This window comes from Micromonospora sp. WMMD735 (assembly GCF_049178995.1).
Classification (GTDB): Bacteria; Actinomycetota; Actinomycetes; order Mycobacteriales; family Micromonosporaceae; genus Micromonospora; species Micromonospora wenchangensis.
Genome location: NZ_JBMHMJ010000002.1, coordinates 2,501,089 through 2,524,210 on the forward strand (window position 1 = coordinate 2,501,089; position 23,122 = coordinate 2,524,210).

14 protein-coding genes and 1 pseudogene are annotated in these 23,122 nt (G+C 71.3%); 4 read left to right on the forward strand and 11 right to left on the reverse strand.

Going from position 1 to position 23,122, the window contains the following annotated elements:
- Nucleotide 1: 1 nt before the first annotated feature.
- The 6 genes and pseudogenes from ACN268_RS10685 to ACN268_RS10710 all read right to left on the reverse strand — a co-directional run bounded on the left by ACN268_RS10685 (nt 2) and on the right by ACN268_RS10710 (nt 7,951).
- Nucleotides 2-1,180 carry a PKD domain-containing protein gene (locus ACN268_RS10685; protein ID WP_421483023.1) on the reverse strand — a complete coding sequence of 393 codons (1,179 nt, stop codon included), beginning with the start codon at nt 1,178-1,180 and terminating at the stop codon, nt 2-4.
- A gap of 416 nt (nt 1,181-1,596) precedes the next feature.
- Nucleotides 1,597-1,749, reverse strand: coding sequence for a hypothetical protein (locus tag ACN268_RS10690; RefSeq protein WP_421483024.1), 153 nt, complete (start codon nt 1,747-1,749; stop codon nt 1,597-1,599).
- A gap of 325 nt (nt 1,750-2,074) precedes the next feature.
- Nucleotides 2,075-2,551, reverse strand: coding sequence for a Mur ligase family protein (locus ACN268_RS10695; protein ID WP_363656120.1), 477 nt, complete (start codon nt 2,549-2,551; stop codon nt 2,075-2,077).
- Nucleotides 2,552-2,620: 69 nt separating this feature from the next.
- Nucleotides 2,621-3,103: pseudogene (locus tag ACN268_RS10700) on the reverse strand (transposase); the annotation flags it as partial.
- Between the two features lie 259 nt (nt 3,104-3,362).
- A complete protein-coding gene (locus ACN268_RS10705) occupies nt 3,363-7,277 on the reverse strand; it encodes a helix-turn-helix domain-containing protein (RefSeq protein ID WP_421483026.1) in 3,915 nt (1,304 codons plus the stop codon).
- A 212-nt stretch (nt 7,278-7,489) separates the two neighbouring features.
- A complete protein-coding gene (locus ACN268_RS10710; protein ID WP_363656116.1) occupies nt 7,490-7,951 on the reverse strand; it encodes a hypothetical protein in 462 nt (153 codons plus the stop codon).
- 621 nt (nt 7,952-8,572) lie between these two features.
- Here ACN268_RS10710 and ACN268_RS10715 point away from each other — a divergent pair.
- From ACN268_RS10715 to ACN268_RS10730, 4 genes are all read left to right on the forward strand, one after another.
- Nucleotides 8,573-14,050 (forward strand): amino acid adenylation domain-containing protein, encoded by a 5,478-nt coding sequence (locus ACN268_RS10715; protein WP_421483027.1) that lies wholly within the window; start codon nt 8,573-8,575, stop codon nt 14,048-14,050.
- On the forward strand, nt 14,043-15,128 hold the full coding sequence (locus ACN268_RS10720) for a saccharopine dehydrogenase (protein ID WP_421483028.1): 1,086 nt from the start codon (nt 14,043-14,045) through the stop codon (nt 15,126-15,128). The genes ACN268_RS10715 and ACN268_RS10720 overlap by 8 nt, the downstream gene beginning before the upstream one ends.
- A gap of 51 nt (nt 15,129-15,179) precedes the next feature.
- Entirely contained in the window at nt 15,180-15,821 is a 642-nt protein-coding gene (locus ACN268_RS10725; RefSeq protein ID WP_363656110.1) for a TetR/AcrR family transcriptional regulator, read from the forward strand.
- Nucleotides 15,822-15,938: 117 nt separating this feature from the next.
- A complete protein-coding gene (locus tag ACN268_RS10730; RefSeq protein WP_363656108.1) occupies nt 15,939-17,138 on the forward strand; it encodes a cytochrome P450 family protein in 1,200 nt (399 codons plus the stop codon).
- Nucleotides 17,139-17,192: 54 nt separating this feature from the next.
- Here the strand turns inward: ACN268_RS10730 and ACN268_RS10735 are convergent, their stop codons facing one another.
- The 5 genes from ACN268_RS10735 to ACN268_RS10755 are packed head-to-tail and all read right to left on the reverse strand — an operon-like array spanning nt 17,193 to nt 23,119.
- Entirely contained in the window at nt 17,193-18,155 is a 963-nt protein-coding gene (locus ACN268_RS10735; RefSeq protein WP_421483029.1) for an alpha/beta fold hydrolase, read from the reverse strand.
- Complete coding sequence (locus ACN268_RS10740; protein ID WP_421483030.1) at nt 18,152-19,507, reverse strand: NAD(P)/FAD-dependent oxidoreductase; 1,356 nt, start codon at nt 19,505-19,507, stop codon at nt 18,152-18,154. The genes ACN268_RS10735 and ACN268_RS10740 overlap by 4 nt, the downstream gene beginning before the upstream one ends.
- Before the next feature lie 23 nt (nt 19,508-19,530).
- A complete protein-coding gene (locus ACN268_RS10745; RefSeq protein WP_363656102.1) occupies nt 19,531-20,091 on the reverse strand; it encodes a flavin reductase family protein in 561 nt (186 codons plus the stop codon).
- Complete coding sequence (locus ACN268_RS10750; protein WP_421483031.1) at nt 20,088-20,849, reverse strand: thioesterase II family protein; 762 nt, start codon at nt 20,847-20,849, stop codon at nt 20,088-20,090. Before ACN268_RS10750 ends, ACN268_RS10745 begins: the two co-directional genes overlap by 4 nt.
- Nucleotides 20,846-23,119 (reverse strand): beta-ketoacyl synthase N-terminal-like domain-containing protein, encoded by a 2,274-nt coding sequence (locus ACN268_RS10755; RefSeq protein ID WP_421483032.1) that lies wholly within the window; start codon nt 23,117-23,119, stop codon nt 20,846-20,848. The genes ACN268_RS10750 and ACN268_RS10755 overlap by 4 nt, the downstream gene beginning before the upstream one ends.
- Nucleotides 23,120-23,122 lie beyond the last annotated feature (3 nt).

The window sequence follows — 23,122 nt, forward strand, 5'->3', positions numbered from 1 at the left end:
GTCACTGTGTCTTAGACCTTGATCGACTGTCCTGCCGACTCGTGGCCGGTACGGCCGGGCGGGTGACTGCCCCGTCGTGGGTCCGTACCGGAACGACCTTGGTCGTCTTCCCTTTTCGGCCATCAAGGGTCGTCACGGTCAGACTTACCTGGTAGTCACCGTCGGCCGCGTACCGATGAGTGGGGGAGAGCCCTTCGAACGTCGTTCCGTCACCGAATTTCCACAGCCGTGAGGCGAATTCCACCCTGCCGGGGTCGAACGAGTAGTCATGGAAGGAGACGGTGTCCTGGGTGCTCGGATCGGTGGGGCTGTAGGAGAAATCCGCATTCGGGTTCGGCGTGACGTGGACGTCGAGTTCGGCCGGCCCCGTGCTCGGTTCGGTCGGGCAGCACCGCAGGTCGACCTGGAACAGGTAGGTCGTGCCGGCTTCCGCCCGGAAGGTGAACGGGACGTTGTACCGGTATGAGCATCCCAGCAGGGTCAAATTCGTCAACGACGTCCCGCTGTATCCGGCGACCGAGCCCCAGTAGCCCGCTGAAGCGGTGATGGAGCGGGTGACCGTGGGGGTGTACGAGTACCAGCGCGTCTGCTTCGCATCGAGGCAGGCGGTCGGTTCGCCGGCCTCCATGCTCGCGGTGTCCAGATCCACCGCGCGTGAGAACGGCAACTTGTTGATCACCTTGGCGGCGGCGAAGCTGTCGTTCTTCGGCCGGTTGGCCCGCTTGAGGGAGAACGTCAGCTCACCGGCCTCCGCCTCGAAGTACGAGGTAACCATGAAGTGGTAGGTGGTGCCCGCGGTGGCCGTGAAGGTGATCCGGGAATCCGCGTCGCCGTAGCTTTCGTTGCAGGCTACGAGGTCCAGCGATCCGGAGGGGCCACTCCAGGCGGACAGGACCGTGCTGTAGTCGCTTCCGAGGGTGCTCGCCTGGATCAGCGTGTCCTTGGTGGGGGTGAAAGTAAACCAGACGGACTGGTACTCTCCGCATTCCCCGGGATCCGCCGGATCGGTGGTGGCGCTGCTGGTTTCCTGCGTTGTCTGGAAGGGCAGGCTGCTGACCGTCGTGGCGCTGGCGAATTCGTCGTTCGCGGGCTGGGCGAAGGCCGCTGTCGGCCGGACACCGACCAGCGCGGTCAGAATAGCCAAAACTAGGGAAAGTCGCAGTACCACCGGTTTGATCATTACGACTCCTTGCGGTAAGCGTCCGGTTTCGCTCCGTAGGCCGTGTCAGGTTATCAGGGCGCATTGCCCGGAGCGATGATTCATGTCGCGGGGTATGGCTCATTCATGATTCATTCCAGTGCGCAACCGATTGTGGACGTGATGCGGCATTGCCTATGTATCAGTGATAGTGCGCCATTCCGCCGAGATCGAGTGAGATCTCAACCCACCAATGTCTGCATTCGTTCGACGGTCGGCACTCGCGGGAAGCTGATGGGCGTCCTGATGCGGACGAACGGTGGGTGGCGTTCGTCGTCAGCATCGATGAAGGGGCGGATCGCACCGATCAGGTCGGCCGCGTCCAGGAGTCGGCGTACGTCAGATCGTGGGACACGCCGCGCACCTCGGCCGACCCTGTCGCCCCGACCGCCGTACCGTCACGCGGTGCCGGAGCCGGGTTCCTCGATCAGCCGGCTCGCCAGGGCCAGCAGCCCGGCGCTGTTGGCCGCCGTGAACAGGACGACGTCGCCCGTCCGCAGCCCGTCGCGCAGCAGTTCCCACGCCTCGGGTACGCCCGCCACGCGGTCCACGACCACGCCGTCGCCGGCGGCCCCCTGGCGGCGTACTGGTAGGCGTTCGGGCCGCCGATCGCCACCAGCCAGCCGTCTCCGATCTCGGCCACCGCCTCGACCGGATGCCCCAACCCCAGGGCCACGGCGGCGGCCAGTGCGTTGGACGCCTGGTGCAGCCCGTACCGGCGCAACCGCACCTCTTCGAGCGGCCGTCGTGGCGAGCCGGAAGCCGGCCCGGCCCAGCGCGTCGACGGTCACCTGCTCGGCGCGGACGTCCGCCGGCCGGCTCATGCCGTAGCTGAGCACCCGGGCGGCAGTGCGGGCCGCCTTCGCGGTGACCAGCTCATCGTCGCCGTTGAGCACCGCCAGACCGCCGTCCTCGGCGCGCGGCAAGGCCACCACCAGCCCCCTTGGCCTGGGCGATGTTCTCCACCGACCCGAACTCGCCGAGGTGCGCGTGCCCGACCCGGGTGACGACACCGACCGTGGGCGGGGCGATCCCGGTCAGGTACGCGATGTGCCCGATGCCGCGCGCCCCCATCTCCAGCACCAGGTAACGGGGCTCGACGGTGGCACGGGTGACCGTGTACGGCAACCCCCGCTCGTTGTTGTTCGACGCCCGGGCGGCCACCGTCGCGCCCCAGCCGGGCAGCACCTGGGCGAGGACGTCCCTGGTCGACGTGTTGCCCACCGACCCGGTCACCCCGATGAGCGTGGTGGCCGGCAACCGGTCCACCACCGCGCGGGCCAGCCGGCCGTACGCCACCGCCACGTTGTCGACGACCACCGGCGGCACCCCGACCGGACGGGACGCCAGCACCGCCACCGCGCCGGCCTCGACCGCCCGGGGCGCCTAGTGCCGCGGCCACGAACGTTGGCGCTGTGGAGGTCAGGCTGCGCGGGTGGTGGGTTGGCCCCAGCCTCGTTGTCGTTCGCGGCGTTGGGCGGCCAGGACGTCGGGGTGGCGGGCGTTGGCGTTGCCCCACCGCAGATAGGCCTGCGGTTTCCGGGTCAGCGTCGGGTGGTTGGGGTGGTCCGAGCCGGCGATGACGAAGGTGCGTAGCGGCCCGGACTGGGCCTCGATCGGGTTGGCCCAGGAGGCGTAGGTCGGGGTGAAGCAGAGTTCGACCTTGTTCCGGGCCGCCCACCTGCGGATCTTGGCGCCTTTGTGCGCGGACAGGTTGTCCAGGATCACGTAGATCGGTGCGCCGTCCGGCCGGGCGGCACGGATCGACGTGAGCGCGGCCAGGGTGTTCGCGGCGCTCTTGCGGCGGCGCACGACGTCCCAGAGTTGGTCGTCGCCGACGCTGTAGCAGCCGTGGAACTGCCGGATGCCGTGCAGCTTGTGGTAGTTCGCGGGCAGCCGGTGCGGTGCCCGCCAGACCGCCGGGAGGTGCCGCAGCTCACGTACGGCGACGGCGAGGCCCCCGCTCATCGGAGCCCATGGATGTCGGTAGGTGGCACCACGCCACCGTAGCGGGTCGCCGCTCGGGCGTCAGGCACCCGATCCGAGCCCCGAGTCGGGACCGGACGACGACGCGGTTGATCGAGGTCACCGCGGCGATAAGCCGCCTTTCTACCCTGCTCGGGCTGGCCCGGGGCATGATCCTGCGGTGGAGAGCTGGGCCTGGTCAGCAGGGTGGGTGGTACGGGATGCTGGACAGGTACTGCTCCCATTCCGCTCGGCTGATGGGTTCTCCCATGGTGGAGCAGATCGATTCAGCGGCCCGTTGCGGGTCGGTCTCCCAGAGTCGGACGGTGCCGTCGGCGCTGCCGGCGGCCAGGGTGTGTCCGTCGGGTCGGTAGGCGACCACGTAGTAGGCCTGGTCGGCGTGGCTGAGGGTGGCCACCACGATGGGCCGGTTCAGGTGGCTGATGTCCCAGATCCAGATGGTGCCGTCGGTGCTGGCGGCGGTGATCAGGCTGCCGGATGGGTGAAAGCTCACCCAGTACACGTAGCTGGTCGGCCCGCGCAACGGGCGGGGCAGCGCCATCGGGTGGGCCGGGTCGGACACCTGCCACAGCCGTAGTGTCTTGTCGGCGCTGCCGACGGCGAGCAGGCCGCCGTCCGGGCTGAAGGCCACGCTGTAGGCGTATCCGGCCAGCCCGCGAAGCGGCGGGCTGGCCGGGGCCGGCCGGGTCGGGTCATGTACGTCGATCAGCCGTACGACGCCGTCGGTGTCGGCGACGGCGAGTACCGGTGACCTCGGATGAAACGCCAGGGACAGCACGATCGACCCGGTGCCGGCGACCGTGGCCAGCAACGTGGGCCGCTCCGGATCGGACACCCGCCACAGATAGGTGGTGCTGTCGTCACCGGCGACGGCCAGGAGTGATCCGTCCGCGCTGAAGGCCACCGTTTGGATGAGTGCGGTCGCCCCGGTGAGCGCCGGTCCTATCCGCTTCGGTCGCGCCGGTCGACGGATGTCCCAGAGGTCCACCGCGCCGTCGCGTCCGCCGGCGGCCAGTAGTGCCCCGTCGGGGCTGAGTGCGGCAGTGCCGGAGTACCCCTGTTGATCGGCTGGCCGGCTCAGCGGCGCGCTGAGCGGCTCCGGCCGGCGCGTGTCATTCACTTGCCACAACCGGACCGTCTGGTCCCGACCGGCTTCGGCCAGTATGGTGCCGTCCGGCGTGAACCCGGCGCTGAACACGGCTCCGCCCGCGCCGACGAGCAGCGGGCCGGGAAGCCCCCAGTACCGCACATAGCCGTCAGTGCCGGCGCTGGCCAGGGTGTGCTGGTCGGCGCCGAAGGCGAGTGCCGTCACCGGGGTCGGCTGGGGCAACGATCGCAGTTCGCGGTGGGTGGCCACGTCGTACAGCAGGATTCGTTTGTCGGACGTGCCGGTGGCAAGGGTGGCGCCGTCGGGGCTGAACGCGAGCGCGTTGATCCAACTGGTCGCTGCGGGCAGGGCGGTACCCCGCTTCGCCGGCCGTTGCGGGTCGGCGACCGACCACATCTGGACGGTCTGGTCGCCACTGCCGCTGGCCAGGAGGTCTCCGTTGGGGCTGAATGCCAGCGCGAGCACCTTGCCGGTGTGTCCGGCCAGTGGTGCCAGCCGGGTCGGGTGGGTGCGGTTCCCGAGGTCCCACAGCCGTACGGTGCTGTCGGCACTGCCGACGGCCAGTAGCCGCCCGTCGGGGCTGAACGTCACCGCCTGCACGGCGTCGTCCGGCCCGGTCAGCGCCGGCAGCGGCTGGCTGGCGTTCGATCCGGTGCCGGCGGTCGTCGCCGGCACCGCGTTGTTCAGCGCCCACCGCCACACCCGGTGGTCGGCACTGCCGGCGGCGAGCGTGCCGCCGTCCGGGCTGAACGCGAGCGCGTACACGGTGGATGTCGGCCCGGCCAGCGGCGGCAGCGCCTGCGGGTGCGCCGGATCGTCCAACCGCCACCGGTACACCCTGCCGTCCGCGCCGCCGGCGGCCAGCAGGGCGTCACGGGGGCTGAACGCTACGGCGAACACCGTGCCGGTCGGGCCGGTCAGTACGCTCCCGAGCGGGGCGGGCACCGGATCGGAAGCCCGCCACAGGCGCACCCTTCCCTCGGCACCACCGGCGGCCAGCAGCCGCCGGTCCGGGCTGAATGCGACCGCCTGGATGGCACCGCCGGTGCCACCCAGCCGAGCGGCTGTCGGGGTCGCAGCGGCGTCGAGCAGGCTGGACCGGGCCTGGACGGTCGGTGAGATCTGGTACGCCGCCAGCGCCACCTGTCGGGCCAAGCTGACGTCCCGCCCGCGCAGCCAGTCGGCCTGGCCCGCGACCAGCCGCGACACCGCCTCGTTACGTTCCATGGTGGCCGTCTGGCGTTGCTGGCTGGCGGTAGCACGCTGCTGGAAGGCGTACCCGGCGAGCAGTCCGCTGCTGAGCAGCAGTGCGGACAGCGCGGCGACCAGCTGATAGAGCTGGCGGGTGTGGCGGCGGGCGTGTCGCCCGCTGGCGGCCAGAAACTCCCGCACCAGCGCAGACTGCTCGTTCGGGTGCTCGGCCGTCCAGCCCTGGGCAGCGGCCAGGCGGGTGCCCCGGTACAACGCGGCAGGGTCGCCGCCCTCGGCCCGCCACGCCGCTGCGGCGGTGGCGAGTTGCTGACGCAGCACCAACCCGGCCCGATCGCTGCTCAGCCAGCCGCGCAACGCGGGCCACGCGGCTAGCAACGCGTCATGGCTCAGCTGTACGGTGTCGCGCTGCGCGGTGATCAGCCGCTGAGTGATGAACCGGTCCAGGACCCGCTCCACCTCGACCGCATCCGGACCGAACTCGGCCAACAGCTCGCCGAGAGGCACGATACGCCGGGTGTCGCCGGTATCGGTCCCGACGTGGACCAGACGCAGCAGCAGCCGGCGGGCCAGCCGCCGCTGGTCCGGGGTCAACCGGTCGTACGCCTCGCTGGCGCTGGACGCGATCGCCTCGCGCACCCCGCCGACCCGCCGGTAGCCCTGACAGGTCAACCGTCGACCCTGGTCGTGATGCCAGGTGGCGAACAGCGCGTGCGACAGCAGCGGCAGGACGCCCGGCTCGGCACGGTCCGGCTCCACGCCGGTTGGCGTCAAGTCGGCCAGGAGCAGCTCGACCAGCCCGTCCTCCAACTCCACTCCCGCGCGAAGGGCGGGTTCCACGATCGCCGCCCGAAGTTCGTCGCGGGTCATCGGCCCCACCGTGACCTGCCTGTCCTGGGCCGCCCGCAGCAGCGCCGGGTGGCCCAACGCGTGACCGTAGAAGTCGGCACGCAGGCCGAAGACCACCACCAGTCCCGTGGTCCGCTCGCACAGCATGTTCAGGTCGGCGAGGAACGCCGCCGGATCCGCGTGGTCCGGCCCGCTGATGAACAGCTCCTCGGCCTGGTCGATCACCAGCAGCCTCGGGCCGGGCGCGGCCCGTAGTCGCTGCGCCCGTGTGGCCAGCTCCGCTGTTGGATCGGCGCCCGGAGTCATGAGCTCGACCGACCAGCCGTTGTCCGGACCGGACGGATCTTCAGGTGCCGGTTCATCCGTCGGGACCGGTGCGGTCGCCCGGCGCGGCGCGGAGCGAAGTCGCGCGATCAGCCCGGCCCGTAGCAGTGAGGACTTCCCAGAACCGGAGGCGCCGACCACAAGGAACAGCCCACCGCCGGCGGCGTGCAGCCGGGTGACCTGTTCGACGAGTTCAGCGGTGAGCTGCTCCCGGCCGAAGAACCACCCGGCGTCCTGCGGCTGGAACGTGGCCAGACCCTTGTACGGCTCAAGGTGCCGTGGCCGCGGCCCGGGGCCGCGGCGCACACGCAGCCAGGCCGCGATCCAACCATCCATCATGGTGGGCCGCACGCCGCACACCGTCAGCACCCGCACCAGCAGGTCCTGTGAACTCAGCGCCGGCAACCCACGCCCGGCGAACCAGTCTCCGATGGTGCTGTGCGCGCTGTACGCCCCGGCCTTCGCCGCCACCTGACGGACGGTCAGTCCGGCCCGCTCCCGCACTGCGGTCAGCGCCGCCGCGAACTCGACCCGCCCACCGATCCGGTCGGGATCCGGCCGGCCGTCGGATTCCGGCGCTGATGTCGGCTGGCTACCCGACACTGCCTCACCTCGTCGACCAACAACACGGAATGTGATGCGAACGCTACTCATCACTGGTGAGGGTGGCGAGTTCCGGTCGGAGTTCCGACGTGTGGGTTGCGGCGGCCCGGTTCCACAACCACCGACGGTGGCGTTCCCGGGCGAACGGGCGGTGCAGGGCCAGCACCCTGGCCCTGCACCGCCCTGCTCTGCGCATTGGACGCTCGTTCAGGTCAGTAGTTGCACAACGGCACGCGGTAGTCCCGGTACGGGTAGGAGGAGACGCCGGTGTTGACGTACCAGTCGGAGACGTAACCCTCGCCGGATCCGTGCCGTGACGTGGCCGGATACAGGACGTAGTCCCAGTAGTAGTCGCCCTGCGGGCCGACGCCGTCGCCTGGATACTGACACACCAGCCGCACCCGCAGGTGCGCTTCGAGGGTGGCCTGCAGGGTGCACCACGATCCCGGCCACGCCTTCTTGGTGGGGTGGTAGCAGTCGCGCACGTTCACATCGGAGGACCCGATCGTCACGTCGACGTTGGCCATCGCCGCGGACGGCGCGACAGCGGCACCACCCAGCACGGCGAGCGCAAGGAACAGCCCGAGAAGCGAGCGGCGAGGCAGCCGCCGACGGGCCCGGGCCGTGACGTCGGGAGACAGGGTGTTGCGCTTCGGTGCGAGCCTTCTGATCACGTTCCGTACCTCCGTCAAGGTCATTGGCCGGCGGTGACCGGCGATGACCTGACCGTGGACCGCGGTCGGGCAGGCCACCAGGGCTGGCCGGGTTGTCCGGACAGGATCGGACGATGCGTCCGGTTGTCCGGACGAGTCCGTACACCGGTCTCCGTTGCCATCGACGACAGCCACCTGGGCAGGCCGATGCCCGGTCCTACCGTGACGGCACGCCGGACGCCGCCGAGGCCGGTCCCGGCAGCTCATCGGTGGGGAATCCGCTGTGAGACGCACCGACGAATCGACGAGCAGGCGTCCACCAGGGCCAGCCAGGCCGCGCTCGCCGATCGGTCCGGGCACGGTCTGGTCACGCCCGCTTGCAGCACAGGAATGGTCGCCACCCCGGGATCATGGGACATCGCAGTCCTGACCACGAACCCCGGGGACGGACGGGCTCCACGCCGATCCCGCACCCGGTCCGGTTTCCCTCTCACAGCCGCTATCAGCGCGGCATTGAGCAGTCGCGGGTTCGTGGTAGGTCCCCGAAGGATCGACCGCCGTCAGCGCTCGTCCAGAGTTTCACCAGTCACGTTTGGAATTCTGTAGCAGGTTCGTAACAGCGCGCATCCGGAAAGGGAGACCATGGGCGTTGCGGAAACGGTCGCGGCCCTGCGGGCGGCAGGCATGGTGCTGTACGCCGAGGGCGACAACCTGCGCTACCAGGCGTCGAAGAGCGTGGCCACCCCGGAACGGCTGCGCTGGCTACGCGACCACAAGCCCGAGGTCCTGGCGGTGCTGCGCGAGGACCGCGACGAGTACGGCGTCACTCTGGTCAGCGACCCTGAGCAGGCCGGTGAGCCGTTCCCACTGACCGAGGTGCAGGCGGCATACCTGCTCGGCCGTGGCGGCGCATTCGACTACGGTGGCGTGGCGTGCCACGGCTATCTCGAACTGGCTGTCCCACAGTGGCCGGTCGCCGAGGTCGAGGCCGCCTGGAACAGGCTGGTGGGCTCGCACGGCATGCTCCGGGCGACCATCGACGCCGAGGGGTTCCAACAGATCTCGGCGGAGGTTCCGCACTACCCGGTGCGGCACGAGGACCTCAGCGGCGCCGGTCCGGACACGGTGCGCGCCGCGCTCACCCGGATCCGTCAGCAGATGTCGCACCAGGTACGCCCTACCGACCGGTGGCCACTGTTCGACCTGCGCGCGACCACCACCCCCGACGGTCTGCTCCTGCACTTCTCGATCGATCTGTTGATCTGCGACTACAGCAGCTTCCGGCTGCTGCTCGACGAGTTGCGCAGGGAACTGACCGGCGACCGCGACGACATCACGCCCGCCGTCACCTTCCGCGACTACGTCCTGGCCACCCAGGGAATCCGGGAGACCGGACGCTACCAACGTGACCGTGAGTACTGGTTCGGCCGGGTCGACACCCTGCCGCCGGCCCCCGAGTTGCCGGTCCGCCCGGACGCGCTGCAGGCCCCTCCGCACTTCACGCGCCATGGCATCCGGCTCACCGAGGAACGCTGGCAGGCTCTGCACCGGCGGGTCACCGGCCTCGGCGTCACCGCCTCCTCCGCGGTGCTGGGCGCCTACGCGGAGACCATCGGCCGCTGGAGCCGCGACCCCCGGTTCACCCTGAGCCTCACCGTGCAGAACCGGTTGCCACTGCACCCGGACGTGCCACGGGTCATCGGCGACTTCAGCTCGGTCAGCCTGTTCGAGGTCGACACGACACCGCGGGCCAGCTTCGGCGAACGCCTCGTCACCCTGCACGCGCGGCTCTGGGAGGACCTCGAACACCGCCTGTGCGGCGGCGTCGAGGTGCTGCGTGAGATCGCGCGTCGCCGCGGCCGGGCAGCCGCCGCCATGCCGGTCGCGTTCACCAGCACGGTCAGCGGTGCGCCGACGCCCGGTGCCGGCCTGATGCCCGGCGCGCGACTGACCTATGGGATCAGCCAGACGCCCCAGGTCTGGATCGACTGCCAGATGATGGAGGAGGACGGCTGCCTGCTGCTGCACTGGGACGTCCGCGACGGCGTCCTGCCGGACGGCGTCGTCGCCGACATGTTCGCCGCCTTCACCGAGTTGTTGGAGCGTCTCACCGACGGCGAAGCCGCCGACGAGGTGGACCCGGTCGTCCTGCCTGCGCGGCAGCGGGACCTGGTCGCCGTCGTCAACGACACTGCCGAGCCCCGGGTACGGGGGGCGTTGCACGCGGAGTTCCTGGCCCGGGCACGCCGCGACCCGGGCCGGGTCGCCCTGATCGCCCCGGGGTGCACGCTGACCTACGGCGAGTTGCTCGCCCGCGCCGAGGCGGTGGCCCGGCGGTTGCGCGAGGCGGGTTGCGAGCCAGGTGACCGGGTCGGCGTCGTAGCACCCAAGGGCTGGGAGCAGGTGGTCGCCGTGCTGGGCATCCTGCTCGCCTCCGGCGCCTACCTGCCGGTCGACCTGGGCCAGCCGGCCCTGCGCCGCGACGCGATCCTGCGCGACGCCGGCGTTCGGCTCGTGACCACCACCTCGGCGCACGCCGTGCACCTGGCGTCCGCCGGTGTGGCCACGGTCGAGGTGGACCTGGTCGGGCAGCCGACCGAGCTGCCCGCAGGGACACCGCAGCCGGCCGCGACCGACCTCGCGTACGTCATCTACACCTCGGGTTCCACGGGGGCCCCCAAGGGCGTCATGATCAGTCATGAGGCGGCCCGCAACACTGTCGACGACATCAACCGGCGCTTCGGCGTCGACGCCGACGACCGGGTCATCGGGCTCGCGCAGCTCGGCTTCGACCTGTCCGTCTACGACATCTTCGGTCCCCTCTCGGTAGGCGGCGCCCTGGTACTCCCGCAGGCCGGGCGTCGCGGTGACCCCTCGCACTGGGCCGAGCTGATGGTCGCCGAGAGGGTCAGCGTGTGGAACTCGGTGCCTGCCCAGATGCAGCTGATGACCGAGTACCTCGCGGCGGCGACCGACCACGATCTCCACCGGCTGAGGTTGGTCATGCTCTCCGGTGACTGGATCCCGGTCACGCTGCCTGACGTCGTACGCCGCGTCGTTCCCACCGCCGAGGTCATCAGCCTGGGCGGGGCGACGGAGGCCTCCATCTGGTCCATCCACCATCGCATCGGCACGGTCGATCCGACGCAGCCGAGCATCCCGTACGGTCGGCCGCTGGCCAACCAGACCTTCCACGTGCTCGACGGCGCGCTGCGGGAGTGCCCGGAGCTGGTCGTCGGCGAACTCTACATCGGCGGCGTCGGCGTGGCCCTCGGCTACCTCAACGACGAGGCGCGCACGGCCGAACGGTTCCTCACCCACCCCGGCGACGGACGGCGGCTCTACCGCACCGGGGACCTCGGGCGGCGGCTCCCGGACGGTGGGATCGAGTTCCTGGGACGCGAGGACGGCCAGGTCAAGATCCGTGGACATCGCATCGAGGTCGCCGAGATCGAGGCGGCCCTGCTCACCCATCCCGCCGTGCGGGCAGCCGCGGTGATCCCCCACGACGACGAGGGTGGGCGGCGTCTCGCCGCGTTCGTGGAGCCCGGTGCGGCGACCCCGCCCCCGCTGCCCGCGGGCCTGCCCGAGACCATGATCGCGGCCGCCGAGGCACGGATCGGCGACGTCGACCAGGAGCAGGTCGCCGAGATGGTGGAGCTGCTGGACCGCGCGGCCCTGCAGTCGATCAGCCGGCTGCTGCTCGACTGCGGGCTCTTCGCCAATCCCTCGGCCCGCCACAGCGACCAGGAGATCATCGACACGGTCAAGGCGGCCGAGGCCAACCACTACCTGGTACGCCGCTGGCTCACCGCGCTGGAGCACGAGGGCCTCCTGCGGCGCGATCGGGACACCGGCCTCTACCACCACCTGACCCGGCCCGACGAGTCCGAGGTCCGGGCGCTGCGCGAACGGGTCGATGTGCTGGAGCCGGCTGTCCGCTGGGGCACCGAACTCCTGCGTTACCACCGGACCTCCGAGGAGCACCTGCAGGCACTGGTGCGCAACGACATCGATCTCAAGACGCTGCTCTTCCCGCAGGGGCGGCTCGAGACCGCGGAGGCCGCCTACCGGGACAACCTGATCAGCCGCCACAACAACGCAGCCGTCATCGCGGCGCTGCGCGTGATCGCCGCCGAGCGCACCGGTGGACCGATGCGGATCCTCGAGATCGGCGCCGGTGTGGGCGGCACCAGCACCGAGTTGATCCCTGCTCTCGACGGGCTCGACGTCGAGTACCTGTTCACCGACGTGTCGCACTTCTTCCTCAACGCGGCGGCCGAACGTTTCGCCGCCTACCCCTGGGTGCGCTTCGGCCTGTTCGACCTCAACCGTGACCACGCCGAGCAGCAGCTACCGGCCAACGGGTTCGACGTGATCCTGCTGGCCAACGTGCTGCACAACGCCGTGCACGCGGGACGAGCGCTGCACTCGCTGCGCGAGCTGGTACGGCCCGGCGGCTGGTTGGTCTTCATCGAGGCCACCCGCGACGCCTACCACGTGATGACCTCGATGGAGTTCAACGCCGGGCTCACCGGGTTCGAGGACGAGCGGCAGGAGACCGGTACGACGTTCGTGCCCCGGGACCGCTGGTTGTCCCTGCTCGGCGAGGCCGACGCCGAGGTCGTGGCCACCCTGCCGGCACCGGGCGACGCGCTTGGCCTGATCGGTCAGCACGTCTTCGTGTCCCGGTTCAAGGCCGACCGGGCAGCGGTGGAAGCCGACGAGCTCCGGCGTCACCTCGCCGAGCGGCTGCCCGACTACATGCTTCCCGCTCAGCTGCACGTCCTCGACCGGCTCCCGCTGACCGGCAACGCCAAGGTGGACCGCAACCAGCTCACCCGGTGGACAACCCGCGACGGGCGTCGTACGGCAACCTCGGCAGGCTCGGCCCTCGCCGACGACACCGAACGGCTGGTAGCCGACATCTGGTGCGGGATCCTGCCGATCACCGAGGTCAGCCGGGACATCGACTTCTTCGCCGCCGGCGGCGACTCGCTTCTCGTCGCCCAACTCGTCGGCCGCATCCGCGACCAGGTGCCGGCGTCCCGCGAGGTCGAATGGGACCACCTGCTGCGCCAGGTGCTCAACCGGCCAACGGTCGCCGACATCGCGGCCTACCTGCGTTCGCTCACGACGACCGGTCGGGCGCCCACCCGGTCGTCGCTGGTGTCCATCGGTGACCACCGCCGCAGCCCGGCGGACGGCAGCGGTCACGCTCTGCACGTTCTGGTACACGACGGCACCGGCACCCTGATCCCCTACCGCTCGCTCGCGCGGGAACTCGCCCCCCACGTGGCGCTCGCCGGGCTCGTGCTCGACGACGAGCAGGAGTATCTCGACAGCGACCCGCACACGCTGATCGGCACCCTGGCCCGGCGGCACGCCGCCACGCTGGCCGCGGCCGGCAACGAGCGGGTCCACCTGATCGGCTACTGCATGGGCGGTCTGCTCGTCACCGAGCTGGCCACCCGACTCGCCGCAGCCGGGGTGGACGTCGCCGCGACCACCATCGTCAGCAGCTACCGCGTGCCGTACCTGGTCGAGGACGACCTGCTGGCCGAGTACGTCTTCGCCAAGGTGATGCGCGCCGATCCGATCCGGCTGGGCTACCCCGCCGACGAGACCGAGACGCAGCGCGTCGTCGCGGGGGCGGTCGAGCGGTACGCCGGTCGGGTGCCGTCCGGCAGCATTCTCGAACAGTGCGTCGCCGGCAGTGTCCGCCCGGGGACCGTGGCGGCGTTCCAGCGCCTGGCCTCGATGTCGCCGGACGAGCGGCTCACCGCCATCGGGAAGGCCATGCCGGTCGCCGACACCGACCTGACCTCGCTGGACCGGCTCCGTCGCCAGCTCCGGATCGTCAAGCACAGCCTGGTGGCGGTCGCCTCGCACCAGCCCACCCCCTATGACGGCGATCTCACCTTCGTCCGGCAGAGCGGCGAGGCCCAGGTCTTTCCCGGCATGCACCGGGACATGAGCAGATACTGGCGTGACGTGTGCACCGGAGAGCTGCGCATCGTGGATGTGCCGGGCGACCACTTCACCTGCATGCGGTCGCCGAACGTGCCAGCCGTGGCCCAGGCCGTCCGCCTCGCCGTCGCCCGGGGGGAACATGCGTGAGCGTGCGCTGGTGGGCGTGCTCGGCGCCGCAGGCGCGGTCGGCACCGTCGCCAGGGCGTGCCTGCGCGACGCGGGTGGGGTGCGGATCAGGTCCGGCCATCGCCGTCCCGGCCCCGCCGCGGGTGAGGAGGTGGCAGTCGTGGACGCGGCCGATCCGGCCGCCGTACGGCGCTTCGCCGCCGGCTGCCACGTCGTCCTGGACTGCACCGCACCGGCGTACACGCTGATGGACCGGGTACGCCGGGCGGTGCTCGAGGCGGGCGCGGACTACGTGTCGGTGATGGACGACGGCTGCACGCAGGTGCCGCCCGAGGGTCGTACGGTCGTCCTGGCCGCAGGCGTCTCACCGGGGCTGTCGGGGATGCTGCCGCGGCTGCTGGCCGAGGGGCTTGTCGGGCCGATGCGCTTCACCGGTGCGTACGCGGGTCTCGGTGGCCTGACAGCCGGCGCCGCCGCCGACTACCTGCTGAGCCTGGACGCCGGGTACGGAACCCCCCTGGCCGTGTGGCGAGGACGGGAGGTGCCCCGGGCGCTGCGGGTCGACGACGACTACCGGATACCCACCGTCGAGCGGGCCCTGACCGGATACCCGTACCTGACGGCCGAACTGCGCCGGCAGGCACTCGTGCTGCCGTTGGCGCAGGCCGTGTGGTTCAACGCCTTCGACGGGCCGCACGTGCTCGCGACGACGAGCCGCCGACGCGGCACCAGGCTGGCGGACGCGGACGCGGTCGCCGAACTCGTCCGTGCCAGTCGGCTCGACGCCGCGGGGCGTCGCCCCTACCAGGTGCTGCACGGCGAACTCGACGGTCGGGCCCCCGACGGCACGCCGGTGCACCGCTCGGTGGTGATCCGCGGAAGCGACGGCTCGGCGCTGTCGGGCGTGGTCGCGGCCGAGGCGGTGCTCGCCCTGACCACCGGCCGGATCCCTCCCGGGGTCCGGTACGCCTCGGACGTCGTCGACTCGCGACGGCTCCTGGCGAGCCTTCAACACCGTCTGCCGGATACGGTGGTGCGGTTCACCGGGAACGTCCCCTGCTCCGAGGCGGTAACGCCGCAGGTCGAGGGCTTCCTGTAACCATAGGGGGTCCGGAGCCGTATGCAGTCTTCCTCGTCGCAGGGCGGTCGGATGGGGCGCCCTCCCCGCCTGTCCAGGGAGGCCATCGTCGCGGCGGCCGGACGCATCCTCAGTGAGGAGGGCGTCAAGAGTCTGTCGATGCGTCGTCTCGCCAAGGATCTGCAGAGCACTCCGATGGCGCTCTACCACCACGTGAAGGACAAGGACGAGCTGCTGCTCCTGCTGCTCGAGGCGCACGCCGTGCAGTTCCCCCGCACGGACATGCCGCCGGAGCCCCGGGAGCATCTGATCAAGGCGGCCCAGCTGCTGCACGACATCCTCGCCGAGTGCCCGTGGATCGTCGAGGTCCTCGCCTCCGACGATCTGATGGCGGTCTCCGCCCTGTGGATCGTCGAGAGCATCATCGACGGCGCCATCCGCTGCGGCATGACTCCCGAGCAGGCCGTCTACGCCTATCGGGTGATCTGGTACTACACCGCCGGCGAGCTGATGCTGCGGGTGGCCCGCGGGAAGCACTACTCCCAGCCGGACGCGGGAGCACACCGGGAGAAGGCGTTCGCCAACCTCGACGCCGCGCAGTTCCCTCGGCTGTCCTCACTCGCCGACCTGTGGCCGACGCTCACCTCCCGCAACATGCACCGGTCGGGCCTGATCGCGGTCATCGACGGGTTGCTGAGGCAGACGGTGGGCTGACCCGGACCCGGGGGCCCGCAGTCGTCCAGATTGCCTCCAGACGTTCTCATGATTGCCTTCCATAGCATATGGGTGGCGCCTGAGTTCCCATTCCCATGGAAATGTCCGGAGGAATTCGTGACCACCACCGCTGCCCTGGATCTCGCCGCGCTCGGCGAGGACTTCGCCCGCGACCCGTATCCCACCTACGCACGGCTGCGCGAGCAGGGCCCCGTCCACCGCGTCTGGATGCCGGAGGGCGCGGAGGTGTGGCTGGTCGTCGGCTATGACGAGGCTCGCGCGATGCTCAGCGACCCTCGGCTGTCCAAGCAGTGGCACTCCGCAGGTGAGTCGTTCCCGATCAAGAGTCCTTCGGGCAGCCACATGATGAACTCGGACCCGCCGCAGCACACCCGCCTGCGCCGCCTGGTCGCCAGCGAGTTCACGCCGCGCCGGGTGGAGGGGCTACGCGAACGGATCCAGCAGCTCACCGACGAACTGCTGGACGCCGTGTCGGCCAGGCCGGTCGACCGGTTCGACGTCATCGACGACTTCGCCTTCCCGTTGCCGATGGCGGTCATCTGTGAGCTGCTGGGGGTGCCCAACCTCGACCGCGAGGAGGTGCGCCGCTGGGCCGACGCCGCAGTCTCCTCGAGTGTGCCGGCCGAGCGGCAGGCCGCCGCCCGGGACGCCGCCCGGTTCATCGACGCGCTGATCGAGAAGAAGCGCGCCGATCCAGGGCCCGACCTGCTCAGCGCCCTGATCCGCACCACCGACACCGACGGCGACCGGCTCAGCGCCGACGAGTTGCGGGGCACGGTCTTCCTGCTGATCGTGGCCGGTCACGAGACCACCACCAACCTGATCGGCAACGGCCTCTACGCCCTGCTGGCCAACCCCGACCAGTTGGCGGCGCTGCGCGCCGATCCGGGGCTGCTCGACGCAGCGATCGAGGAGATGCTGCGCTACGACGGTCCGGTGGAGAGCGCGACGTTCCGCTTCGCCCTCGAAACCATCACCGTGGGCAATGTCAAGATCGCAGCCGGCGAGGCCGTCATGGTCGCCCTGAACTCGGCCAACCGGGACGCCGGCCGATTCGAGCAGCCCGACCGGTTCGACATCCGACGGGCCACCGCAGGCCACGTCGCGTTCGGCCACGGCATCCATCACTGCCTGGGCAACGCGCTGGCCCGCATGGAGGTCCGCATCGCGTTCGCGAGCCTGCTCCGACGCTTCCCACACCTGGAGCTCGACGCGCACCCGGCGGCGCTGGCCTGGCGGCACGGCATCCTGGTCCGCGGCCCGCACCACCTGCCCGTCCGGTTCACCAGAGCGTGACGCGGACCCGCTGCGCTGCCGCAGGCAGCGCAGCGGGCGCAACGCCCTCGTTGATCAGACCTCGGCGAAGAACCGCAGCAGCACCTCGGTGAGCTGCTCCGGCGCCTCCTGCTGGACCCAGTGGCCCGCGTCCGGGATGACGACGGTTCCCAGGTGACCGGGGGCGAGCGTGGCGACGGCGGCGTCCATCACCTCGACCCCTGCGAACGCCTTGTCGCGCTCGCCGATGACGAACAGCGCCGGCGAGGTCACGACCGCGCCGTCCCACGCGGCGGTCAACTCCCAGTTGCGGTCCAGATTGCGGTACCAGTTGAGGCCGCCGGTGAAGCCGGACTCCGTGAACGCCGCCACGTAGGCCGCGACGTCCGCCTCGGTCAGCCACGCCGGTAGCGCCTCGGGCGGCTCGGGCGCAAGATCGAGGAACCCGCCGCCGGGCGGCACAAGCGGCAGCGCCGGCCCACCGTCGGCCGGACGGCTTCCCGACGCGCCGAAGAGCATCCGACGGAACGTCGCGTCCAGGTCCTTACCGAACTCGGCCTCGGCCACACCGGGCGTCTCGAAGTAGTTCCAGTAGAACCGCCCGCCGAAGCGCTCCCGCGCCGCGCGCAGCGGCGGCACCGGCCCGCGCGGCGGCAATGGTGGCACGCTCACGCCCACCACGCCGCGCACGAGATCGGGCCGCACGGTGGCGACCGCCCAGGCGACCAGTGCGCCCCAGTCGTGGCCGACCACGAAAGCCTGCCGCTCGCCCAGTGCCCGGATGACGCCGACGACGTCGCCGACCAACTGCGGGAGCGTGTAGGCGTCCACCCCCTCGGGGCGGTCGCTGCTGCCGTACCCGCGCTGGTCCGGCGCGACCACCCGGTAGCCTGCGGCGGACAGGCCCGCCAACTGATGACGCCAGGAGTACCAGAATTCGGGAAACCCGTGCAACAGCACCACCAGGGGCCCGCTGCCCTGCTCGGCCACGTGCAGGCGGATGCCCCCGGCCAGTTCGATGTCGCGGTGTTCGGTCACTTGTCGGCCTCCAGTCGTTGTCTCTGATCCGGTCCACGGGCCGCCGCCCAGAGCAGCCGGGGCGTCAGCAGCGCCGAGACGGGTTTCGCCAGGGCGATGACGTTCACGAGCGCCCTGGCCACCTCGGGCCGGGTCGTCGCGACGTGCGTGATCCGGTCGGCATAACGGTTCTGGACGCGGCTGGCCGGTCCCGGGCGCGGGCCGAGGACCTGGGGGTGACGCCTGTCGTCGCTGACCGAGAGGTCCCAGGCGTCGCGGCTGCGGCGTCGGACGGCACGCTGGACCCGACGGGCCAGGCCGGGTGCGTTGCCCATCCGGTCGATCGCGGCGGCCAGCTCGGCCACCCCGAACGCCGCCACCGACATCCCGTGCGCGTGTGCCGGGTTCAGCACGGCCGCCGCGTCGCCGACCGTGACGAACCGTTCGGGCCAGACCGGCAGCGCCTCGAAGCGGGACCGGCGGTTGGCCAGGCCGCGGAAACCCCGGGCCGGACCGACCGGCTCGGCCTCGGCGAGCGCGTCGGCGATCCCCGGGTGCGGTAGCTGCTTGGCGAAGGCGAGGAACTCGTCGTCGCCCGTGGGCGGCTCCGAGCCGCGCATGCCGATCATGGTGGCGGTCATCAGGCCGTTCTCGATCGGCAGCAACACGCCACCGACCGCGTCGCCGGTGACATTGGCGATCATGACGATCGCCGGCGGTCGGCCACCGGACGACAGCCCGGCGTCGAAGATCCTGGTCACGTACGCCGTGCCCGCGTCGATCACCTCGTCGGGGACCTGGGGCAGGCCGAGGTCGTGCAGCCACGACGCCACCCGGCTCGAACGTCCGGTCGCGGCGACCACGAAGTCGGCGGTGACGGTACGCGACGCACCCGCCCCACGGCTGCGCAGGACCGCACCGGTGACCGCCGTCGGGCTGCCGAGCAGTCCGACCACGTCGTGCGCCGCGACCAGGTCGATGCGGTGCCGGCGCAGCACCCGGTCGCGCACCACCCGGTCGAGCAGGTCACGGCTGCAGCAGACCACGTACTCCTCGTGCGGCGCGTGGGGCAGCCAGCCGTACTTGGTCAGGAACGCGACCTCGGTGGGTGCCTTCAGGAAGTGCGCACCGGCGTCGCGCAGGTCGGCGAGCACGCCGGGCACCAGGTCCTCCATCGCCCGCGCACCCGCGCCCATCAGCAGGTGGGACTGACGTGCCTGCGGGATGCCCCTGCGCACGACGACATCGGCCGCGAGGTCGTCGCGGTCCACCAGGGTCACCTGGTCGAAGCGTCGGCTCAGCGCCGCAGCGGCAAGCGAACCGGCCAGTCCGGCACCGAGCACCAGGGCGTGCCGGGTAGGTCCTTCGGCCATCTCGTTCCTCTCTGGTTCCACGTTCAGGCGGGCGTGCTGTCATCGGGCCAGGAGGCGTAACGGCGCAGGCCGTACATCAGCGGCTGCTGGGTGCCGAGCGCGGTGACCTGGTCGACCCCGCCCATCACCACCGTGTGCGTGCCGACGACGTGGGTCGCCAGTACGGAGCAGTCGGCGACCGTGTGGGCGTCCGCCAGCAGGTGCGGCCCGGCTGTTCCGCCGCCGTGGTGCCACTCGACGCGGTCGAACCGGTCGGCCAGGCCGGAGGCGAACAACCGAGCCACCGGCAACGCCCGCGCGTGCAACAGGTTCACCGCGAACCGGCCACTGCTCGCCACCGCCTCCCGGGTCGGGCTGTCCGAGCGCAGGCAGACCAGCAGCACCGGTGGATCCAGCGACACGCTGCACAGCGACGTGCAGGTCATGCCCCTGGGAACCGCCGGTGTTCCCAACGCGGTCACCACGCTGACCCCGGTCGGGAACGCTGCCATCAGCAGGCGCAGGTCGGTGGTCACGGGCGGCGGCTCGTCCAGCGTGCCGTAGCGCCCAGCGGGTGTCGACTCGGTATTCATCGGACCGCTCATCTCCCTTCGGTCAGCGCAAGCGCGCGGATCTCGGCGGTGATCGCCGTCCCGAGTTCCCGGAAACCGTCCCCCCGGAAGTAGAAGTGGCCGCCCCTGAACAGTCGCTGCCGGACCGGCGCGGTCGTCACGGCCGTCCAACCGCCGAGTTCCGGCAGGGGGGTGAGCGGGTCGTCCGTGCCCGCGAAGACGGTCAGCGGGACCGACAGGGGCCCACGCGTCGGGTCCGGGCGGTGTGCCGCCAGTACCCGTAGGTCGTAGCGCAGGAGGCCGAGGAAACGCCGCTGGAACTCCGGGACGCCGCCCAGCCCGTCGGGCAGCCCGCCGAGCGCCGCCAACGCTTCCAACAGCCGGTCGTCCGGCGTGTCCGCGGCGATCCCGGGCACCGACACGGACCGGCCCGGTGGCACCCTGCCGGAGACGCCCGCCCACAACGGTGGCGTGTCACGCCCACTCAACGCGTACGCCACCTCCACCGCGACGATGGCACCGAGGCTGTGGCCGAAGAGCGCGTAGGGCCCCCGGTGCGTCAGGTCGAGAACGTCTCCACGGAGAAGTTCGTAGAAGTCGGCCGGTGTGTCCGGCAGCCGTTCCCCCACCCGTTTGCCGCGCCCCGGCAGGTCGAGGATCAGCAGGTCCCATGCCTGCGGCAGCCACCGGGTGAGCGGGTGGTAGCCGGCCGCCGAGCCGCCCGCGTGGTGGAAGACCACGAGGGTGAGTTCCGGGTCGGCCACCCTTCGGGGCCGCACGAAGAGGCTCATCGCGAATCGTCCGTGGCCCGCAGGGACACCGCGGCGGCGAGCCGCTCCAGGAATTCGGCGAGCGGCAGGTCGAGCGGCAGGTCTTCGGGCCGGACGCCCACCTCGTAGGCCTGCTCCACCCGCTGGATGAACAGCACCGAGGCGAACGAGTCGCCGCCACTGTCCAGCAAGGACCGGGATTCGTCGAGTTCCTCCGCCGCGAGCACCTCCCGCAGCCGTTCCGCCAGGTAGCGGTGCACGGCTGCACGGTCCCCGACACCGGGAGCGAGGTCCCCCGGCCGCTCCGGCACCGCCGGTGCCGCGATATCCGGCGTCGGCTCGTCCACCCAGAACCGTCGTCGCTGGAACGGATACGTCGGCAGGTCACCCACGTAGCGGTCGTGGGGCCGACGTAGGGCGTCGAAGCGCAGCTCGGCGCCGCCCTCGAAGAGGGCTGCCAGGGCGTTCAGGGTGGCCTCGCGGCTGTCCAGCGGGTAGCGCCGCCCCTCCCACCCGAGTTCCGCCGGACCGGTTGCCTGCTCGACCGTGAACCGCACGCCGAGCGCGCTCAGCAGGGCCCGCGACGGGTCGGTGTCATCGGTGCGCAGCCGCACCGCCGCCGGTCCTGCCGCCGGCACGGCGGCCAGTGGTCGCCACAGCGCCTCCTCGATCCGGGCGGCCAGCTCGGGCCCGGTCGACGCCACCACGGCGATCCGGTACGCGAAGGTCGCCCGCCCGCACCGCAGCGTGTGGCAGATCGACGGGACCTCGGCAGGTCCCGCCTTGTTCAGGTGGCCACCGACCGACCGCGCCAGCGCGGTCAGCGCCGGTGCGGTCCGAGCCGAGAGGGTGAGCAGCTGCGGCTCCTCGACGGGGTCGGGCGCGGCGTCCCGGTCCGGTGGGCCGGCGGCGAGCACCGCGTGCACGTTCGTCCCGCTCATCCCGAACGAGTTGACCGCGGCCACGCGCTGCGGCAGGGCGACCGGCCACGGCTGGTTGGCGCGTGGCACCGTGAACGGCAGGCCGTCCCAGTCGACGTGCTCGTTGAGCGGACCGTCCTGCGGGTCCAGGGCCGCCGGGATCTCACCGTGCCGCAACATCAGCACGGTCTTCATCACCGCCGCGATCCCCGAGGCGGCCTCGAGGTGCCCGAGTCGGGCCTTGACACTGCCGATCGCCAGTGGCACGCCGCGCCGGCGGATACCCTCCCCCAACACCTCGGCGAGCGCGTACACCTCGATCGGGTCGCCGAGCGCGGTGCCGGTGCCGTGCGCCTCGACCCAGCCCAACTCGGCCGGGTCGGTGCCCGCGTCGCGCAGTGCGGCCCGCACGACCTCCTGCTGCGCCGGGCCACTCGGCGCGGTGAGTCCCGAGGACGCGCCGTCGGAGTTCATCGCCGTGCCACGGACCACGGCCAGGACCGGGCGCCGCTCCCGCTCGGCGTCGTCCAGGCGTTGCAGGACCAGCACGCCGACGCCCTCGCCGCGTCCGTACCCGTCGGCGCCGGCGAGAAACGACCGTGACCGGCCACCGGGCGACAGGGCCCGCGCCTGGCTGAGCGAGACCATCAGGTTGGCCGACAGCAGCAGGTTGCTGCCGCCGACCAGGGCGTACCGGCACTCGCCGGAGCGCAGCGCGCGAACCGCGAGGTGCAGCGCCGCCAGCGAGGATGAGCAGGCGGTGTCGACACTGAGCACAGGCCCCTTGAAGCCCATCACATAGCTGATCCGGCCGGCGCCGAAGCAGAGGCCACCGCCGGTGGTGTAGTAGGGGTCCACCCGGGTGGCGTCGCCCCGTTCGGCGAACCGCTCGTTGTATTCCGACGCCATGATGCCGAGGTACACCCCGACGTCGAGCCGGTCGGCGCGCCGCACCGCGATGCCCGCGCGCTCCAGCGCTTCCCACGCGGCCTCCAGCAGCATCCGCTGCTGGGGGTCGAGCAGCGACGCCTCCCGCTGCGAGATGCCGAAGAACTCGGCGTCAAAACCCGCCACGTCGTCGAGGAAGCCGGCCCGGTCCACGTAGGACCGTCCGGGACGACCCGGAACGGGGTCGTGAACCGCGCGCAGCCCCGGCCGGTCCGCCGGGATCTCGCGGGACGCGTCGCCGGGTCGGTGCAGCAGTTCCCAGTAGTCCTCCGGCGTGGTCACACCGCCGGGTAGGCGCAGTCCCATGCCGAGCACCGCGATCGGGATACGCGCCGCCGCTTCGAGCTCACCGATCCGTGCCTGCAACCGGCGCGACTTCTCCAGCTGCGTCGCCAACAGCCGGCGGATCTCCTGTTCGTCCATGTG